The sequence below is a fragment of the Arenibaculum pallidiluteum genome, assembly GCF_017355985.1.
GTDB classification, from domain to species: Bacteria; Pseudomonadota; Alphaproteobacteria; order Azospirillales; family Azospirillaceae; genus Arenibaculum; species Arenibaculum pallidiluteum.
In genome coordinates, this window is the sequence record NZ_JAFIQU010000024.1 from 1 (window position 1) to 17712 (window position 17712).

General features: G+C 64.4%; 12 protein-coding genes and 2 pseudogenes. 10 read left to right on the plus strand and 4 right to left on the minus strand.

Annotated elements, in window-relative coordinates; translation table 11 throughout:
* Positions 1-264: 264 nt before the first annotated feature.
* Entirely contained in the window at positions 265-489 is a 225-nt protein-coding gene (locus JUB13_RS28505) for a DUF4287 domain-containing protein (protein ID WP_207485452.1), read from the plus strand.
* Positions 490-538: 49 nt separating this feature from the next.
* Here the strand turns inward: JUB13_RS28505 and JUB13_RS28510 are convergent, their stop codons facing one another.
* Positions 539-979 (minus strand): helix-turn-helix domain-containing protein, encoded by a 441-nt coding sequence (locus JUB13_RS28510; protein WP_207485453.1) that lies wholly within the window; start codon positions 977-979, stop codon positions 539-541.
* A gap of 563 nt (positions 980-1542) precedes the next feature.
* On the opposite strand from JUB13_RS28510, the gene JUB13_RS28515 reads away from it, so the two are divergent.
* Together JUB13_RS28515 and JUB13_RS28520 are read left to right on the plus strand one after the other, a co-directional pair.
* Positions 1543-1806 carry a hypothetical protein gene (locus JUB13_RS28515; protein WP_207485455.1) on the plus strand — a complete coding sequence of 88 codons (264 nt, stop codon included), beginning with the start codon at positions 1543-1545 and terminating at the stop codon, positions 1804-1806.
* 1153 nt (positions 1807-2959) lie between these two features.
* Positions 2960-3598, plus strand: a complete 639-nt coding sequence (locus JUB13_RS28520; protein ID WP_207485457.1) for a response regulator — start codon at positions 2960-2962, stop codon at positions 3596-3598.
* Between the two features lie 260 nt (positions 3599-3858).
* Here the strand turns inward: JUB13_RS28520 and JUB13_RS28525 are convergent, their stop codons facing one another.
* Positions 3859-4248 (minus strand): universal stress protein, encoded by a 390-nt coding sequence (locus tag JUB13_RS28525; RefSeq protein WP_207485459.1) that lies wholly within the window; start codon positions 4246-4248, stop codon positions 3859-3861.
* Positions 4249-4299: 51 nt separating this feature from the next.
* Positions 4300-4617 (minus strand): annotated as a pseudogene (locus JUB13_RS28530) (DDE-type integrase/transposase/recombinase); the annotation flags it as partial.
* 123 nt (positions 4618-4740) lie between these two features.
* Here JUB13_RS28530 and JUB13_RS32300 point away from each other — a divergent pair.
* The 6 genes and pseudogenes from JUB13_RS32300 to JUB13_RS28560 form a co-directional block, all read left to right on the plus strand.
* A pseudogene (locus tag JUB13_RS32300) lies at positions 4741-5262 on the plus strand (IS630 family transposase); the annotation flags it as partial.
* Between the two features lie 973 nt (positions 5263-6235).
* Positions 6236-7921, plus strand: coding sequence for a tetratricopeptide repeat-containing sulfotransferase family protein (locus JUB13_RS28540; RefSeq protein ID WP_207485463.1), 1686 nt, complete (start codon positions 6236-6238; stop codon positions 7919-7921).
* Between the two features lie 586 nt (positions 7922-8507).
* Entirely contained in the window at positions 8508-12290 is a 3783-nt protein-coding gene (locus tag JUB13_RS28545; protein ID WP_207485465.1) for an autotransporter outer membrane beta-barrel domain-containing protein, read from the plus strand.
* Positions 12291-13020: 730 nt separating this feature from the next.
* On the plus strand, positions 13021-13404 hold the full coding sequence (locus tag JUB13_RS28550) for a response regulator (protein WP_328703043.1): 384 nt from the start codon (positions 13021-13023) through the stop codon (positions 13402-13404).
* Positions 13401-14066: a chemotaxis protein CheX gene (locus tag JUB13_RS28555; RefSeq protein ID WP_236025294.1), complete on the plus strand. Its 666-nt coding sequence runs from the start codon at positions 13401-13403 to the stop codon at positions 14064-14066. Before JUB13_RS28550 ends, JUB13_RS28555 begins: the two co-directional genes overlap by 4 nt.
* Positions 14063-15502 carry a sensor histidine kinase gene (locus JUB13_RS28560; protein ID WP_207485466.1) on the plus strand — a complete coding sequence of 480 codons (1440 nt, stop codon included), beginning with the start codon at positions 14063-14065 and terminating at the stop codon, positions 15500-15502. Before JUB13_RS28555 ends, JUB13_RS28560 begins: the two co-directional genes overlap by 4 nt.
* A 298-nt stretch (positions 15503-15800) precedes the next feature.
* Here the strand turns inward: JUB13_RS28560 and JUB13_RS28565 are convergent, their stop codons facing one another.
* The gene (locus JUB13_RS28565) at positions 15801-16661 is read right to left on the minus strand and encodes a 3'-5' exonuclease (RefSeq protein ID WP_207485629.1); all 861 of its coding nucleotides are present in this window, start codon (positions 16659-16661) and stop codon (positions 15801-15803) included.
* Between the two features lie 170 nt (positions 16662-16831).
* Here JUB13_RS28565 and JUB13_RS28570 point away from each other — a divergent pair, with 170 nt between their 5' ends.
* The gene (locus tag JUB13_RS28570) at positions 16832-17476 is read left to right on the plus strand and encodes a hypothetical protein (RefSeq protein WP_207485468.1); all 645 of its coding nucleotides are present in this window, start codon (positions 16832-16834) and stop codon (positions 17474-17476) included.
* Positions 17477-17712 lie beyond the last annotated feature (236 nt).

Below are 17712 nucleotides of genomic sequence, written 5' to 3' on the forward strand. Positions count from 1 at the left end.
ATCCTCGAGACGGCGCCCATCCGATGCCCGCACTGTCGGTGCTGGCTTGTCCAGCACAGGTGCGAGTAGAACTGCCAAAGTAGAGCTAGTGGAGTGCGCCGGAAGGATCGTTAGGTTTGTTCCTCAGCGACGGCAGCTGCAAACGGCCAAATTGCCAAGCTACAAACGAAACGATTTGTCTGACCCATTCCTCCAGGGGCTTGCAAACTCCTATAGCTGAAGCGACAATGACTATAACGAAGACATCGAGGGGGCATTCCAAGAATGGCTGACAATATAATCAAGGGTCCCGCTTCTTATTTTCCATCGATTGAAAAGAAATATGGCCGCCCAATAAGTGAGTGGCAAGAAATGATTCGCCGCCATCTACCGGCAAAGCATATGGAATTGGTTGCCATGCTGAAGGAAGATCATGGAATGGGCCATGGTCACGCTAACGCTTTGGTCGCCCATACATTGGCAGCCAGCCAGAGGAAAGCGGACTGCTGACGCGGCTAATGGCCCGCGCGTGACGCTCGTTTAACCTTGTTGATGCTGGTTACAGCCCGGCCACGTCCTGGACCCGTTCAGTGAATCGTGGATCGCGGGGGAGCCTGAAAGCACGCACCCGATGTGGCTTGAGGCCGTGTGCGCGCCAGATCCGGCATACGCTGGTGGTGCCCACCCCAATTGCTACCGCCATCGTGCGGCTGCTCCAGTACGTGGCTTCGCCGGGCGGCTCCTGGAGCGTCATCTCCACCACGCGCTCGACCACCTCCGGCACCAAGGCTGGGATGCGCGACGAGCGCGTCTTGTCGCTCAGCAGCCCTTCCACGCCCTGCTCCTGGACCCGGCGCTGCCAGCGGTGCACGGTCGGCAGGGCGACGCCGACCTCTTGGACAATCTCGCCGTTCAGACGCGTGCCGTCGCTCAGCAGAGCGATCCGGGCGCGCGGCACCAGCTTCTGCGGCGAGTTGCCGCTGTGGATGAGGACCTCCAACCGATTCTGGTCAGCAGCAGCCAGCTTCAGGTCAATGGCCTGATCCTGAGGCTCAAGAGCGTAGGGAGAGCATCGAGGCGGAGGTAACCCAGGCCGAGGAGGTGGGCAAGGTCCCGTTCGAGCCCCAGGTGCCTAGGGTCGAACGGTCAGAAATCGCTGATCTCTTCGGTGAGGATGAAGATGCAAGCCGCCACCAAGAGCGAGCGGATGATGGGCAACGAGCGGTCCTATTGCCGATTGAGGCGCCTACAACGGAGCAACTTCTCGATGACCCTCCCGACGACGTTTCTGGCGCCGCTAGACCATTCCTGTCCGTTCCAAGCCAGACGGCGTTAGTTCACGGCTGCGAACAAATCGTGTGGCGACCCCACCAAGGCCGGGGCGTCGCGAAAAGCCGGACGTGGTGAACGAGGGCAGTTCCTCCGCCGAGCCGCAATGGGCCGCTCACTAACCATTATTTTGTCCACTTCCTCCAACATGAAGCTCGCGCCCGCGACTTTCGATCGGGATGTGTGACGGAGCGCGTGCGCCGCCCATCCCGGCGCTCCAGGAGGAAGCCATTCTTGCTCTACGACCTGACCAGCAGAGGCTTCCCCCTTGCGGTCGAGAACCTGTGCATGACGCCGAGCTGCAAAGCAGAGATCCTGCTGCCGATCATGCTGAGCATTTTGTCTGCGGCCGTCTTCGGATACGGATACGTGACCTGGTTCAGGGCATGGGATCGGACGAAACCCTCTCAAATCGCCGGATTGTACATGGCCGGCGGGCTCCTTCAGATTATCGGCGGCATGGTCCTGGCACTGGCCACCTGGCTTTTTCTGGGTTGAGCCGCGCCGCACCCGCAGCTGCTTACGCCCGCGGCTTTCGAAGGCGCCACGGCCCTCATTACGTATTGGCAGGATAATGCGACGGCAGCCTCTCGTATCTCCGTGAGTATGCCAAAACGGCGGCGCTCTATGAATGGCGAGGCGAGTGGCAGATATTTAGATGACGGCATCATAACCTGCCTCACGGCCTTCCCGCAAACGAATGAAACTCAGCAGCCAGGGTGAAGCCGGACGATAATTTCCGCAACGGGATTTTGGATCCTCTCGGACGGGCTGTTCCGACCGCAAGAAACACGGACGTTTACCTTGCGCCAACCATTTGGGCCGATGAAATGTTTGGTCCTGTCAATGATGCCGTCTCTGGCTGGGAAGGGCTTTGGACAGCTTCAGGCGGGCAGAAAGGTGCAGCCTCGACCCTCTCCGACGACGGCGACCAAGGTACGGTATAAGGAAGCCAGGGTTGTCTGCGTCAGCACCTCCGCAAACTACGGCCGTCGAGAATCATCTGAATGCTCTTCAAGATACTGCCGGCGACAGGTCACAGCCATCGCCAATCCCGGCGCGACGCCCTTGATCGGAGACGAGTGAAGCCGACATGGAAGCGCGGTCGCGCTCGTCGGTTCGCCGCAGCTCTGGGAATGCCTTCCAGTCGTCGCAGGCAATGTGAGCCAGCAACGATGTTTGCGAGCCTGTCTCATCCATTGTGAGCCTGGGGGCACATAATATGAGCCCATATGGTGGTTCAATCTCAACGATCTTGAGCCGAAAATCGGCGATCAAGTCGAGCCGGGCCGTCGAGGAGTACGAGCCGCTACTGCTATGCAGCAAAGCTCTTCCTTGGCCACGGCACGGCGGACCGGACCTGCTGACATGACCCAGCGGCTGGCAGCCCGCCTGCGGGCGAGCGGCCGCGTGCTTGAGTTGCATTTCTATGAAGGGTAGCATCATCTCCCAGGCAGCGACACCGACAACGAACACCATAAGTATCTTCTCGCGTTCTTCCGGCAGCATTTGATCGAGGGGGGACGCAGAGCGGAACGGTGCCGGATCAACGCGGCCCGCTTTGCGCCGCCGTGAATTGGTGCCCCTTTAATGTATTGACCCCATAATAGGTGAAGTAAGCTGCCGGTCCAAACGACGTCACGGATGTGCGATGCGCGTGCTGCTTGCCGACGACCACAACCTGGTCTGTGACGCGCTGAAGAGCTACATCGAGCGCCTGGAGCCCAGCGCCGAGGTGCTGACCGCTGATTCCCTCGGCGCCGCGATGGAGATCGCCGACACAGGCACGGCCCTCGACCTCGTTATCCTCGACCTGACGATGCCAGGCATGAACGGGCTGCAGGGCCTCGCCCGCATGCGGGAGAAGGTAGGGCAGGTCCCGGTCGTCCTGATGTCCGGCGGCGCCACCCAGGAGGAGGTCCGCGGGGCGCTCGACATCGGGGCCAAGGGCTTTCTGCCGAAGACGCTGACGGGGCCGGCCCTGGTCTCCGCCATCAAGCTGATCCTGGCCGGCGAGCGCTTCGTCCCCTTCGAGGCCTTCGAGGCGCAGGTCGAGGAGCCGGACGGCCCCGGCCCCGAGGGCATGACCCCTCTGACCCAGCGCGAGTGCGAGGTGCTGGGTTATCTCGAGAAGGGCTGGTCCAACAAGGAGATCGCCCGGGCGCTGGACCTCCAGGAGGTCACGATCAAGCTCCACATCCGCGGCATCTGCCGCAAGCTCGGCGCCAAGAACCGGACCCAAGCCGCGCTACGCGCGCAGAGATTCTTCCGTGTCCGCCAAGTTTTCTGACACCGGACGAGCGTCATTCAGCGTCGGTGTTGGGCGTCTCACGGATTATGAGCCCTCGGCAATGATTGCAGGCTGGTGTCAAAGATCGAGAGCCCAGTCTCACTCAATGCGAGCCCAACGGTGTCCACGATCTCAACGGAAGTGAGTTGGGCTTTGTCGTCAAAGGCAGCGGACGAAAAGGTCTGCTGCCCTCATGCCTTGGCTGCGTCGCGGACCGCCTCGTTCCAGATCGTCGCTTTCCCCGCCTCCGGTCTTCGCATTCAGTGGGCCATCAGAATCGGAAGCGCTTGGGGCGCACGCAGGATGTCCTGGGTGACGCCTCCCCGCATCATCTCGCGCAACCGGCTGTGGCCGTAAGCGCCCATCACCAGCAGGTCGCAGCCGAGCGATGCCGCCGTTTCGACCAGCGCCCGGCTCACGGCCCGGTCGGCTGCGGCCACCGGGTGAACCGACGCGGCGACGCCGTGCAGACCTAGATACTCCGCCAGGTGGTGCGGATCGGCGGATCGGCTTGGGTTCTGGACCTCGGCGGCCAGGACGCGGATCCGGTCGGCACGGTGCAGGAAGGGCAGCGCCGCCGCAACGGCGCGTGCCGCGGCGGAGCCGCCGTCCCAGGCGACGGCGACCTCGTCGCCCAGGCTCGGCGGCATTGTCACGGGAACCGGGCCAGCACGTATAATGCCCAGAACCCCAGGCGAACCTCATGCCGCCGAGGTTGCCATCTGCCACTGGGCCATGGCCTCGGCCCGGAAGGTGCGGAGGGTCCGGCGGGAGACCAGGTAACTCTGCAGGTTGAACGTGTTGTAGACGGCTCCGTGGACCGCGAGGAAGCGCTGGGCCGATCCCGCCGACTTGAACCGCTGCATCTTGCGCTCCCGTCTTCGCACCGGCTGGTGCGAGACCTCGGCCCGGTTGTTCTTGCGCCAACCCCGCTCGGGGTCGGCCCTCAGCCCGATCTCCGCGAACGCCGCCCCGTAGGACGGCAGCCTGTCGGTCGTGACCCGCGTGGGCGCGAAGCCGTGCCCCTTGGGCCTGTTCGGAAATCACTCTGGCCCAGCTGCAGACCTGGCTAGCCGCCGAGCATGGGGTGCGCCGGAGCAACGGGGCGATTAGGGACGCCGTGAACCGGCTCGGCCTGTCATAAAAAAACCCTGCGCGCTGCCGAGCAGCAGCGCCCCGGGGTCGCGCCCGGCGCCGGATCTGGCAGGCAGCCCAGCCTTTCATCGATCCTGAGCGCCTGGTCCTTCTCGACGAGACCGGGCTGAGCACCAAGATGGTCCGGGTCGACGGCCGGACCCCGCGCGGCCAACGGCTGAATGCCACGGCGCCGTTCGGCCATTGGAAGACCGCAACCTTCGTGGCCGGGCTGCGCCAGTCGGGTCTGTGTGCGCCCATGGTGTTGGACGGCCCTATGAACGCCTGCGCCTTCCTGGCCTATGTCCGCCAGGTGCTCGCCTCCGAGCTCGCGCCCGGCGACCTTCTTGTCATGGACAACCTGCCGGCCCACAAAGGTCCAGGAGACCCGAGCCGCCATCAAGGCGACCGGCGCCCAGCTCTTCTTCCTGCTGCCCTACAGCCCCGACCTCAACCCGATCGAGATGGTTTTCGCCAAGCTCAAGGCCTTGCTTCGGCACCAGCCCGAGCGAACACTTGAAGGCCGCTGGCACCATGCGCGCGAGAGCGAAGTCGTCGCCGAGCTGCTCGGCCGCGACATCGAGGGCCGCGCCGCGCCAATCCCGCTCCTGCTCCACCTCCTCGACCAACGCCTCTGGCGCTACGGCGCGCTTGAGGCAGCCCTCGCCGCAGCCAGCCCCGCCTACCTGGCAGCCAGCGATCACTGGGCTGCCGTAGCTACCGATCCCCAGGGTGTCATGAAGGCCCGCACCGAACGCCGCCGGCGGCCGAAGCGCAATAACTTCGACCAGGATGTGCCCGGCGGATCGCCTCGTTGTTTCCGAGTTCGGTCGCCTGCGTGAGATTGCCTTCGGTAGCGAGCCGCGCAATTTCTGTACGGCTGTCGATGAAGGGTTTCGCGCTTGCACGGAGTTCCTGGAGGGATCGGACGGGAGGAGCATGTCCCGCTCGTTCAGGCGCTGCTCGAAAAGCTTAACCGTAGCCTGGAGAGCCTTGACGAACGTGGCCGCGCTCTAGACGTCATCTGCTGCGTAAATGCCACGGGAATCTATGACCATCTTAAAGACGAGGCCGTTCACCTGCTCGCCGAGAATGGCCCGCTGTGAGAGATTCTGGATGTCGTCGATCCTTCGATCATGGGCGTGCCGAACAGCCCCATCAAAGTGTCACGCGCTGTTCACGGCAACTCCTGAAACGTCTCGGCGAAACCGCGCACAAGCTCCGTCGGCTTTATCAGATAGAAGCCGCCCCTGTTAAGGTCGGCAGAAGCTGCCTGATAAGGATGGCCGCATTGGCGGCGCTGGCCACACGGCATGCGCCGGTGACGACGCCGTCGATTTGAGAATTGAAGGTTTAGGCGGTTCCGCCGTCGTAGCGCCGGAGTCCTCTATCATGCCCCCCCATCCCGATGACGCCTGTGAATGTGGCAGCGGACTGCGTGCGGCGCGCTGCTGCCGGCCAGTGCTACCACACGCGTCGGCAGAGCCGGCGGAGCTTGCAGCCTTGATCGAACAGGCGATGGACGCCTTCGACCGGGGAGACGACGATAGCGCAAGGCGCTTGTGCCTGGATGTTCTCGACAATGTCCCAAATCACGTCGACGCGCTGAGCTTGCTGGCAAGCGTGCTGCAAACCACCGGCCCGGTAACAGCGGTAATCGCGCTGTTGCAACGGATTCAGAGGCTGATGCCTAACGATCTCGCTGTGACGCAGGAGCTGGCTGGTCTGCTTCTGCGTGAGGGGCGGCTGAGGGAGGCGGAGATCCAGGCCCGCAATGCCGTCCGCTTGTCGCCCAACAGCCCAATGCCGCATACGCTGCTGGCAATGGCGCTGACCGATAACCATCAGCCCCAGGCCGGCGAGTTCCATTACCGGCGGGTACTGGAACTGGCGCCGCCCGACGCGATCACCGTCGCAAATCTCGCCTGGAACCTTAAGCTTCAGGGCCGGCTGGCAGAAGCACGGCAACTGTACGAACACGCAACGGCGCTCGATCCGGCGATCCCGCTGACTTGGCTGGGCTGGGCGCAGACAGAGGAGGCCGGGGGGAATCTAGTCCGCGCCGCGCACTTTCTGGACCGGGCGAGGCGCCTCGACCCCGGGCGAGACACATACACATTCCAGGCAACTCTGCTGGCGCGCCAGGGAGAGCTGCACGCGGCGCTCACGGTGATGAATGAGGTTACCGGCCGCCCCGATGCCACCGGCAATGACTGGCTGGAGCGGGGCCGCATCCTCGACCGTGTGGGTCGCTTCGACGACGCGTTCGCTGCCTTCACCACCGGCAAGACGATGCTGCGGCAGGCCGGCCAGCGCTACGCCGACGAAGAAGTGGCAGAGCTGTTCGCACGCCTCACCGGCTTCTTCATTGCCGAGCGCCTGAAACTGTTTCCAACGCCGCCGGTGATGGCGGAGGGGCCTCAGCCGGTCTTCATCACTGGTGCCCCTCGTTCGGGCACCACGCTTGTGGAACAGGTCCTGTCGGCCCATCCGGCCGTGGCAGCCGGCGACGAGTTGCCCGCTCTCGCCGCCGTTGCGGCCGGAGTGACCCGGATGCTGGGCAGTCCGCTGGCGTACCCCGAGGCGCTGTCCGAGCTGTGGATGGGCGACCAGCGCGATGGGCTGGAGAGAATGCGCGACGAGTATCTACGCCGCGCCCTCAAGTTGGTTCCTCTGGCTCCTGGAAGCAGGCTTTTCACCGACAAGATGCCATTCAATGAAATGCATCTGGGCTTGATTGCGCTGCTATTTCCCAGCGCTTCGGTTGTGCATGTGCTGCGCCATCCTCTGGATATTGTCATTTCCATGCTGTCCCACAACATGACCCACGGCTTCAATTGTGCCAGTGAGCTTGAGACGGCGGCGCTCCACTGCGCCCGCGTGCTGGACCTGGTGTCGCATTACCGGCGTGAGATGCCGCTGCGCTATCTGCCAATACGTTACGAGGATTTGGTGGGGGATTTGGAGCCGAATGTCCGGCGCTTGCTAGGCTTCGTTGGACTGGGGTTCGATCGGCGTTGTCTGCGCTTTGACGAGAACCGCCGCTACGCCCGCACAGCCAGTTACGCCCAGGTCACGGAAAAGCTCTACAGCCGGTCGGTCTATCGCTACCGCCGTTACCTGCGCCATTTGGAACCCGTCATCCCGATTCTCGAGCCGGCCATGCATAGCCTGGGTTACTCGATCTGAAACGGTGCGGGCAGGGGCTCCCGACATACTACGGCTGGCGGCCCTCGCTGACCGCCATCTAGGCACGATGAGGCGGGGGCGCGCGCACCGCCAATTCCCGACTCGAACCCGCCGACCGGGCAATGCTGCCAGAGGGCGCTGAACATTCAACTGGGATGTCTCGATCGCGCTACTGACCTGCACGTCCTGACCCAAGGTGCCATCACGCCACGGCGGCCTATCCTGATACGAGAAGGCCAGCCGCGTGGCTGGCGGAGGCAGCTGGGTCGCAATAACCCGCGAGGGTGCCCGGCGGCAGCCCAGCACCATCAATCTGACCAACGTCTCAATAATATATGTGAATATCAAACTATGTGGTATTTCGTCGTGTCTGCGCATCTCTGAATAGCTACGATAACAATCGACTGGAAACAAAATATTAACTTTTGGCATTGGCGCCAGAAGAGCCTCGCGTATTAACATTATGCTAAGGATCTCTGCGGTAGCTCATAAAAAAATCTAACGCGAGAACCGGCTGGATTTATCTTCTCCATGCCATTCATAGGTTCGAGCTAGCAAGACACATTTTTCTTTGGGTGGTTCTCGAATGGCAACGCGCGCGCTCACAAACGACCGTATCCGCAGCCGATTTCTATCAACAGCTCGCCTCCCGGTTGCGGCCGCGGCGCCGCTTGCGCTTGGCGTCTCCCTGGCCGGTACCGCGACACAGGCGGATGAGGTGCTATCGACCAATCGAAACACCAGCCTGTACACCGGTCAGAGCAATATTCGCATCACCAACACCGGCAGCATTACTGACAGTGGAACTGGCACCGACGTCGAGGACTTGCTGACCGGTCTTGGGATTCAATCCAGTCCTGGCTGGACGTTCACAAACGACGGTACGATCTACATTACGGGGAAGGGTCAGTTCACCCAAGCCGATGCCGTCTATGCATCGAGCAGTGGCACCATCACGAACAATGGGCTTATCAGCGCCCCAAATGCTTATGTCGGCGTTTATTTTACGAACGGCGGCTCCAACAAATCCACAATTGCAAATAGTGGAACCATTATTGGCAATCTCAACGCAATACGCTCCAGGGCTCCGATTGATATCGTTAACGGCTCGGCTGCTGACTCGAATGCGTTGATCAAAAACACTGTAGGCCAGAGTTATCCCCAGAGCCTCGCTGCAGTTCGCCTCGACGTTCCCTTTCATCTCAGTACGATCACCAACTACGGAACGATCGAGGGGCCCAGAGATGCGATCAGTTCAACAGGAACTGTGAACATCACCAATTATGGCAAGATTGCTGCCGGCTCTAACTACGACGCTATCAAACTAACGAGCGGCATGAACAGTTCGGTGACGCTGAAGGACGGAAGTCTGCTGATCGGCAGGATGTCGTCTTTCATACCGCTGAATTCGTCGTTGCGCCTGGAAGGCGGCGGCGTGCTTTCTGATGCGATCACGGATTTCTCGACCCTTACTCTCGATGGGACAGACTGGACGCTGGGCGGCACCGAATCGACGATCACCAGCACGACCATCCAGAGCGGAATCCTCCGCATTGACGGCAGTCTAACCAGCACCGTCGGAATCGGCAGCGGGGGAACCCTTGCCGGCAGCGGCGCAATTACCGGCAATGTCAGCGCGCAGAGCGGTAGCAAGGTGCGGCCAGGTGGCGCAAACACACCAGGCGAGTTGACTGTGACAGGCGACTTTACGCAAGACGGCGGCAGCAGCCTGCTGATCCTTACGACCCCCACGACCGCGAGCAAGCTGAAGGTCGCCGGCAACGCCAGCCTGGCGGGAGATCTGTCGGTCGTGGCGACCGGTACCGGGTACGGCGCCACCTCCAGCTACACGATCCTGACCGCCACTGGCACGCTCGGCGGCGGCTTCAGCTCCATCATCAGCACCGACGGCACCCTAACGCCCACTGCTAACATTGATATTGCCAACAAGCAGGTGGTGCTGACGCTGACCGCGGCACCTTCCTCCCCCTCGCAACCTGTCTTGCCACCGGTTTCGCCGCCGATAACCCCACCTTCGTCCCCTGTCTCACCCACTCCTCCGGCGACCGCGGGCGTCATCGACACCAGCCAGCCGAACTTCTCCAATGCCGACGGTGCGGTTCAGGCCAATACCGTCACTTTTGACGGCGGCACACTGCGCCCGACGACATTGCTGACGCTGCCGCAATCTGTTGTCGTCACGGACGCTAATGGCACCATCACGCCTAACGGCACCACCGTGACCCTGTCGGGTGCCGTCAGTGGCAGCGGCGCGCTGACCGTGGCGGGAGTCGGAAATCTAGTGGTGAGCGGCAGCCTCGCCAACGGCGGTGGTGTTAGCGTGCGGGACGGAAGCACGCTAACCGTGACCAGCGGCGGGCAGGCCACTGCTCCGCTGACCCTGTCGGATGGCGGGTCAGCTACTGTCGGCGGCATCGTCGGTGCACCGGTCACCGTGGCCGAAGGCGGCGCACTGACAGTGGCTGCCGGCGGTGGAATCGGCGGAACCGTAAGCGTCCAGGGTGGAAAAGTCACCGTTCTCGGGGACGGCATCGTCAACGGTGCGGTTACCATCCAGTCCGGCGGCAGTGCGACCGTTCAGGGGGCCGTGATGGCTCCGGTCGCGGTGCGGGACGGAACACTGCAGGTGGACGGATCCGGTAGCGCTGGCGCAGTTACCGTGGATGCGGGCGGAACCGCGACCATCAACGGCACGGCGCTCAGCAGCGTCGAAATCGGGTCCGGCGCAATCCTGGGCGGCAATGGCACGATTATTGGACCGGCCACTCTGTCGGGCGTGCTGTCTCCTGGCAACTCGCCGGGCGTCCTGACCTTCCGTTCGGCCGTCACCCTGACCGGAAGCAATCTCCTGCTCGCCGAGATCGACGGGCCCTCGGCCGGCAATGGCGCCGGCCATTACGACCAAGTGGTTGTGAATGGCGGCGGCATCACGGCAGCTGGTACGCTGCGGCCGCTGCTACGTGGCCTGAGTGGCAGCGCTACCAACACGTATATGCCGTCGCTCGGCGAGACTTTCACGATCGTCTCGGCTAGCGGCGGTATCGCCGGCCAGTTCGACGGACTGGACCAGCCGGCCGCAGGGCTTCCCCCCGGTGCCCGTCTTGACGCGATCTACAGTGTCACCACGGTGGACCTGGCGGTCACACCCGTCAGCTATGCTAACCTCGCGGGCGCCGGTGTTGCGGAGACCGCCAACCGTAGGGCCGTCGGTACCGGTCTCGAGACGATCCGCCCGGCCCCTGGCGGCCGCCCGCAGGATGAGGTCAAGCCGCTCTTCGACGGGCTCTATCGCCTCTCGGCCAATGGTATTGCCAGTGCTCTCGACCAGCTCTCAGGCCAGGTCCATGCCGACACGCTGGCAGCCGATCTTTCGGCCCGACGCCTGTTCGGGCGCGCCATTGAGGAGCGCCAGGCATTCACGCGCGGAGCGGGCGGCCTCGCGCAGAACGGTACCGCGGCATTCTCAAGCGAGACCGGAGCCGAGACCAGAGTGGCCGCGTCCCCTGGCGGGGAAGCGCCCGCGCGGCCGGGTATCACCGCCTGGGTGCGGCCGTTGCTTTCCCGTGGCACGACCCAGGGTGAAGGCACCGGCGAGGCGACGCGGCATGCCGGCGGCTTCGTCGCAGGCGCTGACGTGAGCACCGACGAGGGGCTGACGGCGGGTGTGGCCGCCGGCTATGTCCGCGGCACGACCCGGACCGAAGGTGGTGTCGGAAAGGGTGATCTCGACACGTACCAGACCACGGCCTACGCGGGCTGGAGTTCCGGCAGAGCCTTCGTGGAAGGGGCCGTGAGCTACGGCTTCACCCAAACCGAGACACGGCGCGAGGTCGCGTTCGGCGGATTCTCGCAGCGGGCCTCGAGCGAGGCAGACGGACACGGCTTCTCGGCAGAGATCGCGGCGGGATACCGCTTCGGCAATCCTGGTGCCTGGATCGAACCGCGCTCCGGCCTGCGCTGGGACCGCCTGTATCGCATGGGTTTCGCGGAGACTGGCGCGGGAGCCCTGAGCCTGGACGTCGAAGACGCTTCCCTGACGGGGCTGCGCAGCTCGGCAGGGATCCGGCTAGGAACGACGGTCCGGCTGGGCGATACAATCGCGGAGCCGACGGCGCTGATCGCCTGGGAGCATGATCTCCTCGACAGCGGCGCTTCCAGCCGGAATTCGCTCGCGGGCAGCGCCTTCACGATCGACTCGGCCAAGCCGGGACGTGATGCTCTGATACTGGGTGCGGGGATTGCTGCTGCGCTCGACGACACCATTTCGGTCCAGGCGTCCTATACGGGCGAGCTCCGCCAGCGCGACATCGGGCACTCCATTGCAGCTGGCATGCGGATCCGGTTCTGAGCGATGTGGGACGCGAGCCGCAGTTGTCGAGGTCTGCCTTTTGTCGGGATCGATCTCAACAAGTTCCAGCCAGCCGAATGCAGCGACTACTTCGCAGCGGCAGGCTATGCACACTCAATCTAAAGTTGCTCTAGCGGCTGGGTGCACACTTGCGTGCTCGAGCTGCCATGATCTTTAGTTCACCGCGCAGCCACGACGAAACGTAGAGTTGGCGGAGCCGCACGGCGGAGGGTCTGTGTAGGCAAAGCGAAGCAGAATGTCCTCGATGATCCTCACTTCCGGGGACATTCCATCCTCGCCCCCCTGCCCTTTTCTATCATTCACCAGCACACTAGGGCGACGCTTTCCGACCGCGTGCCTGTGTACAGCAGCAACATTCGCTCGCTGTGCCGCATCAGCGCCGACATGCTGACCGCGCGCGATGTCGCCGTCGCCGAACAGGCTGGTCTGGGGCTCAGCGTGCCGCAGGCAGCCTACAAGGCCCGCTCAGCGTGTTCTGCCCGTTCTATGTCGCCTCCCCGTGATGCCGCGCAGGGCTGAGATGCCCGGCGACCCGGACGGACGGCCCGCGATCCCGCCCGGGGAGCTGCCGCCCGCCTCCCGCCGCCGATCGATAGGCCTGAAGGCTCGCCGACCAGTGGACTTTGGCAGCGCGTCAGAATTTTAACAAATGTTAACTCCGTCTTAATGGGCGGATGTCAGCCTGGGCCCCCGTGGCGAGAGACATGATGTGAGCGAACCCACCCTTCTGGTCGTCGACGACAGCAAGCTCGCCCGGATGCTGGTGCATGGCATACTGTCCCGGGTACGCCCCGGCTGGCGGATGGTCGAGGCCGTAAATGCTGAGCAGGCTCTCGACGCCATGGACGAGCATAGCATCCAGATCGCATTGATCGACTTCAACATGCCGGGCATGAACGGCCTCGATCTGGCGGCCAGCATCCGCTCGCACCGCCGGGACATCCCCCTGGCGATCCTGTCTGCCAATGCCCAGGACGAGATCATCCAGCGCACACGAGCCCTGGACGCGGCCTTTCTGGAGAAGCCCGTCAAGGAGCAGGCGCTCTCCGCCTTCCTGGCGGGTGCGGCCCTCCCTCTCCGGTTTGCCGAATGACCGCATTTCCAAGCAGCTCATTCTCCCTGCTGGGACTCTCGGGGCTCGAGCAGGATGCGTTGCTGGAGCTGATCAACCTCGGGGTTGGCAGGGCCGCGACGAATTTGAGCCGCATGCTCGACGAGCATGTCGTCCTCTCGGTGCCCAAGGCCGAGATCCAGCCGCTGACCGCGGCCGCGGACGCCCTGTGGGCGCGCGAGCAGAAGGGGCTCGTCGCGGTCGAGCAGGTGTTTTCCGGAGCCTTCTCGGGCAGTGCGCTGCTGATCTTCCCCGAGCGCAAGAGCCTGGAGCTCGTCCGCGCCATCATCGGCCCGGCGCCGCCGGTGGACGAGATCGGCGACCTCGAGCAGGAGGCGCTGACCGAGATCGGCAACGTCATCCTGAACGGGTGCCTTGCGATCATCGCCAACACGCTCGGGGGTGGCCTACGCATCTCGCTGCCCACGCTGCTGCGGGGGGACGGCCGGGCCATCCTGCTGTCCGAGCGGGAGCCGAAACCCGACGAGCTCGTGCTGTTTCTATACATCGATTTCGTCGTAAGGTCGCGCAACCTCCACGGCTACATTGCCCTTCTCATGGACCTTCCTTCGCTCGAGGGCCTAAAAGCACTGATCCAGGCGTTCATCGCGAACATCGGAATCCCCGGACGGCTATCCCCATGACCAGCCTTGAAGACCTCCAACTGAGCCTCGCCGGGCTGGACGAGGTCGAAGCCGGCATCCTGGTCCTCGACACCGCATACGAGGTCGTTCACTGGAATTCGTGCCTAGAGCGCCTTTCCGGCATTTCGTCGCGGGAAGTCGTGGGCGTGCGCCTGTGGGACCTGTTCCCCGAAATGGCCGGCTCCCAATTTCGGCGCGCGGTCGACGAGGCGCTTTCCTCGGGCGTGCCAAGCCTCCTGTCCCACGCCCTGCACCCCGCGCTGTTCCCGCTGCGCCACCGGGATGGCAGGCCGCTGCTCCACGACGTCATCACGCGCCGCTTCCATGGCCATCCGGAGCCTCTGTGCTTCGTGCAGATCAAGGACGCGACCGAGCGGCGTCACCTGCAGATGGCGCTAGACCACAGCCGCTTGCAGTACCGCTCCGTGTTCGAGGGAGCCGCCGTCGGCATCTGCGAGTTGACGCGTGACGGGGAGTACATCCGAGCGAACGAGCATTTCTGCGCAATGCTGGGCTATAACGCGACCGAGCTTCTCGGCCGAAGGTTCCAGGAATTTACCCATCCCGACGATGTAAAGGTCAGCCTGGAACTGGTTCGCGGCCTGTTTTCCAACGAGACCCCAAACTTCAGGGTCGAGAAGCGCTACGTCCGGAAGGACGGCAGCGTGATTTGGGCCTGCGTGACCGGCTCGAAGACCAAGGCCGCCATGCCCGGCACGGAGACCGCGGTCGCCGTCATCGAGGACATCTCCGAACGCAAGGCGCTGGAGGCGGAGCGCCAGCTGCTCCTCGAGCAGAAGGACCTGCTGGTGCGCGAGGTGCATCACCGCGTCAAAAACAGCCTTGCGCTGGTGGCGAGCCTCCTCTCGATGCAGAACCGCCAGATCGAGGACCCGCGGGCGCGGGCCCACATCGCGGCCGCCCACCGGCGTGTGGCCGCCATCGCCCAGGTCCACGACCGCCTGCATCGTGGCAGCCAGATGAACCGTGTCGCCCTGGGCCCGTTCATCACCGATCTCTGCGTCGATCTGGAAGGCATGGTGATGGCGGTCGAGGGAGGCCAGCAGGTCGTCAGCCAGATCGATGTCGACCTGGAACTGTCGATCGATCAGGCTCTGCCCATCGCCATGATCGTATCCGAACTCGTGGGTAACGCCTTCAAGCATGCCCAGCCGCACGGCCTCCCCGGACGGGTCGACGTCGTGTGCCGCCTGGATGCCGGCGCGCTGAAGCTGAACATCCGCGACAACGGCGTCGGCCTTCCCGAAGGCTTCGATCCCAGCGGCGGCCACGGTCTCGGCATGCTCATCGTCACGCGGCTCACCCAGCAGCTGCAGGGCCGGCTCGAAGCCCGGAACCTCCCTTCCGGCGCGGAGTTCTCCTTTACGTTTGAGCCGGGCCGCTGGGGACGTCACCACCCCGACCTTCCGGGTTAGACGCCAATTTCTAGAGCACCTTCAGATTGAGTGTGCATAGCCTGCGGCTGCGAACCAGTTGCTGCATTTGGCTGGCTGAAACTGGTTGACATGGGCGACCCGGCGCCAGAGGCCTTCACGTGTTCGCTCGGGCTCGTGCCGGAGCAAGGCCTTGAGCTTAGCAAAGACCATCTCGATCCGGTTGAGGTCCGGGTTGTAGAACTGCAGGAACCTCTCAGCGGGGACACGCAGTCCCGGGCCCCTGCCCCATTTTCCCCATCTACCAGCACGCCACGGCAACGCCTTCCGACGCCCTGTCCTACAGCAGGAACGCCCGCTCGCTGTGCCGCGTCAGCGCCGACATGCTGACAGTGCGCGCGGTGTCGCAATGCGCCTCGGTGGCCGGCCAGTCCAGCTCCGCCTCGGCCTCCTCCTCCGAAACGTCCCGGTACCAGCTCTTCACACGGCCTCGCTGGCCGTCGCACCAGCGATAGCCCCGGGCCTTCAGCATCGTCCGGTGCTCGTAGGCGCTGCCCAAAGCCCAGACCCGCACCGTCCGCCGCCGCGCCTGGTCCAGCAGCGCCGTGAGCGCTAGGCGCCCGCTCGCCGGCAGCGGCTGCGCCAGCACATGCAGCAGCGCATGGCAGTCGTCCTCCGCCCGGTGCGCGGCATAGAAGAAGCCGAGCCGGTAAGCCAGGTAGTCCAGCTTGGTCGAGCCCACCCCCTCCTCGGACCAGGCGATCTCCGCATGCGAGCAGGCCCAGGGCTTGCCTTCGAAGGCCGGGAGCCGCTCCTCCAACCGAGGCCGGTCGAAGCCGGTATTGTGAGCGACCACCAGAGAAGCCCGCGCCAGGATCGCCTCGGCCGCCGCGTCGTCGATGCGCTGGCCGCGGACCATCTCATCCGTGATCCCCGTCAGCTTCGTCACCTCGGGCGGAATCGGCCGGCCGGGATCCTCGTACCAGGACCAGCTTCCGAGCACCTCGAAGATGCGGCCGCACTCGACGCCGTAGCGGAACTCCATGAGCGCGAGCTGGATGATGGGATCCTCCGCCTCCAGCCCGGTCGTCTCGGTGTCGATGATCAGCCCGGTGCGGGTCGTGCAGCCATCGTGCTCGTGATAGCGCCGCTGCGGCTCGAACCGGCGCAGGACGACGTAGCGGCCGCTGGCGGCCAGCAGCGCCGCGGCCGCCTAGAAATCCCCGCTCACCGCAGCCATCCCCTATCCTGCTCCGGCACCCGCACAGGCCTGGAGCCGTCGCATCCAGCGGCCATGGCGCCCGGGGCTGGCACCGGCAGCACCGGCATGCTCCAATTCACTGATCCCGCTGCCGGACACACCACCACAGAATGGCACTGCATGTCAGGATCTTCGCGCGCGAGGAGATCGTGGCCGGCACCGCGGCGGGCTTCGATGCCGTGATCTCGGTCCGCGGCACGTCGAGCAGGTCTCCCACCCGGGAACTCGACGCCGCGATCGCCGAGGCCGTGCTCGGCGAGGTCGACGCCATGCTGGTGCTGCGCTTCGGCGACATCGGGTTGCCCGCCTTCGGCCGGCAGACAGGTCCCGCGGACGAGCACGCCCTGGCCGTTCTGGACTTCGCGCGGAGCCTCGGGACGCGCCTGCCCGACGCACGGATCGCGATCCACTGCGAGATGGGCCGCAGCCGGTCCGCGGCCATCGCCCTGGGCATCATCGCCGACGAGCTCGGGCCCGAGCGCGAGAGCGAAGCCGTTGCCGAGCTGCTCGGCCGCGACATCGAGGGCCACGTCGCGCCGAACCCGCTCCTGGTCCACCTCCCCGACCAACGTCTCTGGCGCTACGGAGCGCTCGAGGCGGCCCCCGCCACTGCCAGCCCCGCCTACGTGGTAGCCCGCGATCACTGGGCTGCCGTGGCTGCCCATCCACAGGGCGCGCTGCAGGCGCGCACAGAGCGCGGTCGGCGGCCGAGGCGCAATGACTTCGACCAGGACGTGTCCGGCGACTGGAGCTGACGCGGCGGCCGACTGCGGCGGCGAACGCGCGACCTGCAATGAAGGCGGAAGCACGCATTTCGGCCACGTGCGCGTCGGGGTGACGCGAACCGGGGCTGTGAACTCGGGCTCTCCAGGCGCCGCGACAATAGTTGGCGCTGCCTGCGCGAGGGCATCCGTCGTAGGATTCCAAAGGGCGGCAGTGGGTTTGGATCTGGCCTGGGCGTGGTCCGAACGGCGGTCGAGCGTGTCATAGG

Bases quoted from the DNA above. Each gene is read 5' to 3' on its own strand.
- JUB13_RS28505 (WP_207485452.1), top strand. From the start codon at position 265: ATGGCTGACAATATAATCAAGGGTCCCGCTTCTTATTTTCCATCGATT.
- JUB13_RS28520 (WP_207485457.1), top strand. From the start codon at position 2,960: ATGCGCGTGCTGCTTGCCGACGACCACAACCTGGTCTGTGACGCGCTG.
- JUB13_RS28525 (WP_207485459.1), bottom strand. From the start codon at position 4,248: ATGCCGCCGAGCCTGGGCGACGAGGTCGCCGTCGCCTGGGACGGCGGC.
- JUB13_RS28545 (WP_207485465.1), top strand. From the start codon at position 8,508: ATGGCAACGCGCGCGCTCACAAACGACCGTATCCGCAGCCGATTTCTA.
- JUB13_RS28555 (WP_236025294.1), top strand. From the start codon at position 13,401: ATGACCGCATTTCCAAGCAGCTCATTCTCCCTGCTGGGACTCTCGGGG.
- JUB13_RS28560 (WP_207485466.1), top strand. From the start codon at position 14,063: ATGACCAGCCTTGAAGACCTCCAACTGAGCCTCGCCGGGCTGGACGAG.
- JUB13_RS28570 (WP_207485468.1), top strand. From the start codon at position 16,832: ATGGCACTGCATGTCAGGATCTTCGCGCGCGAGGAGATCGTGGCCGGC.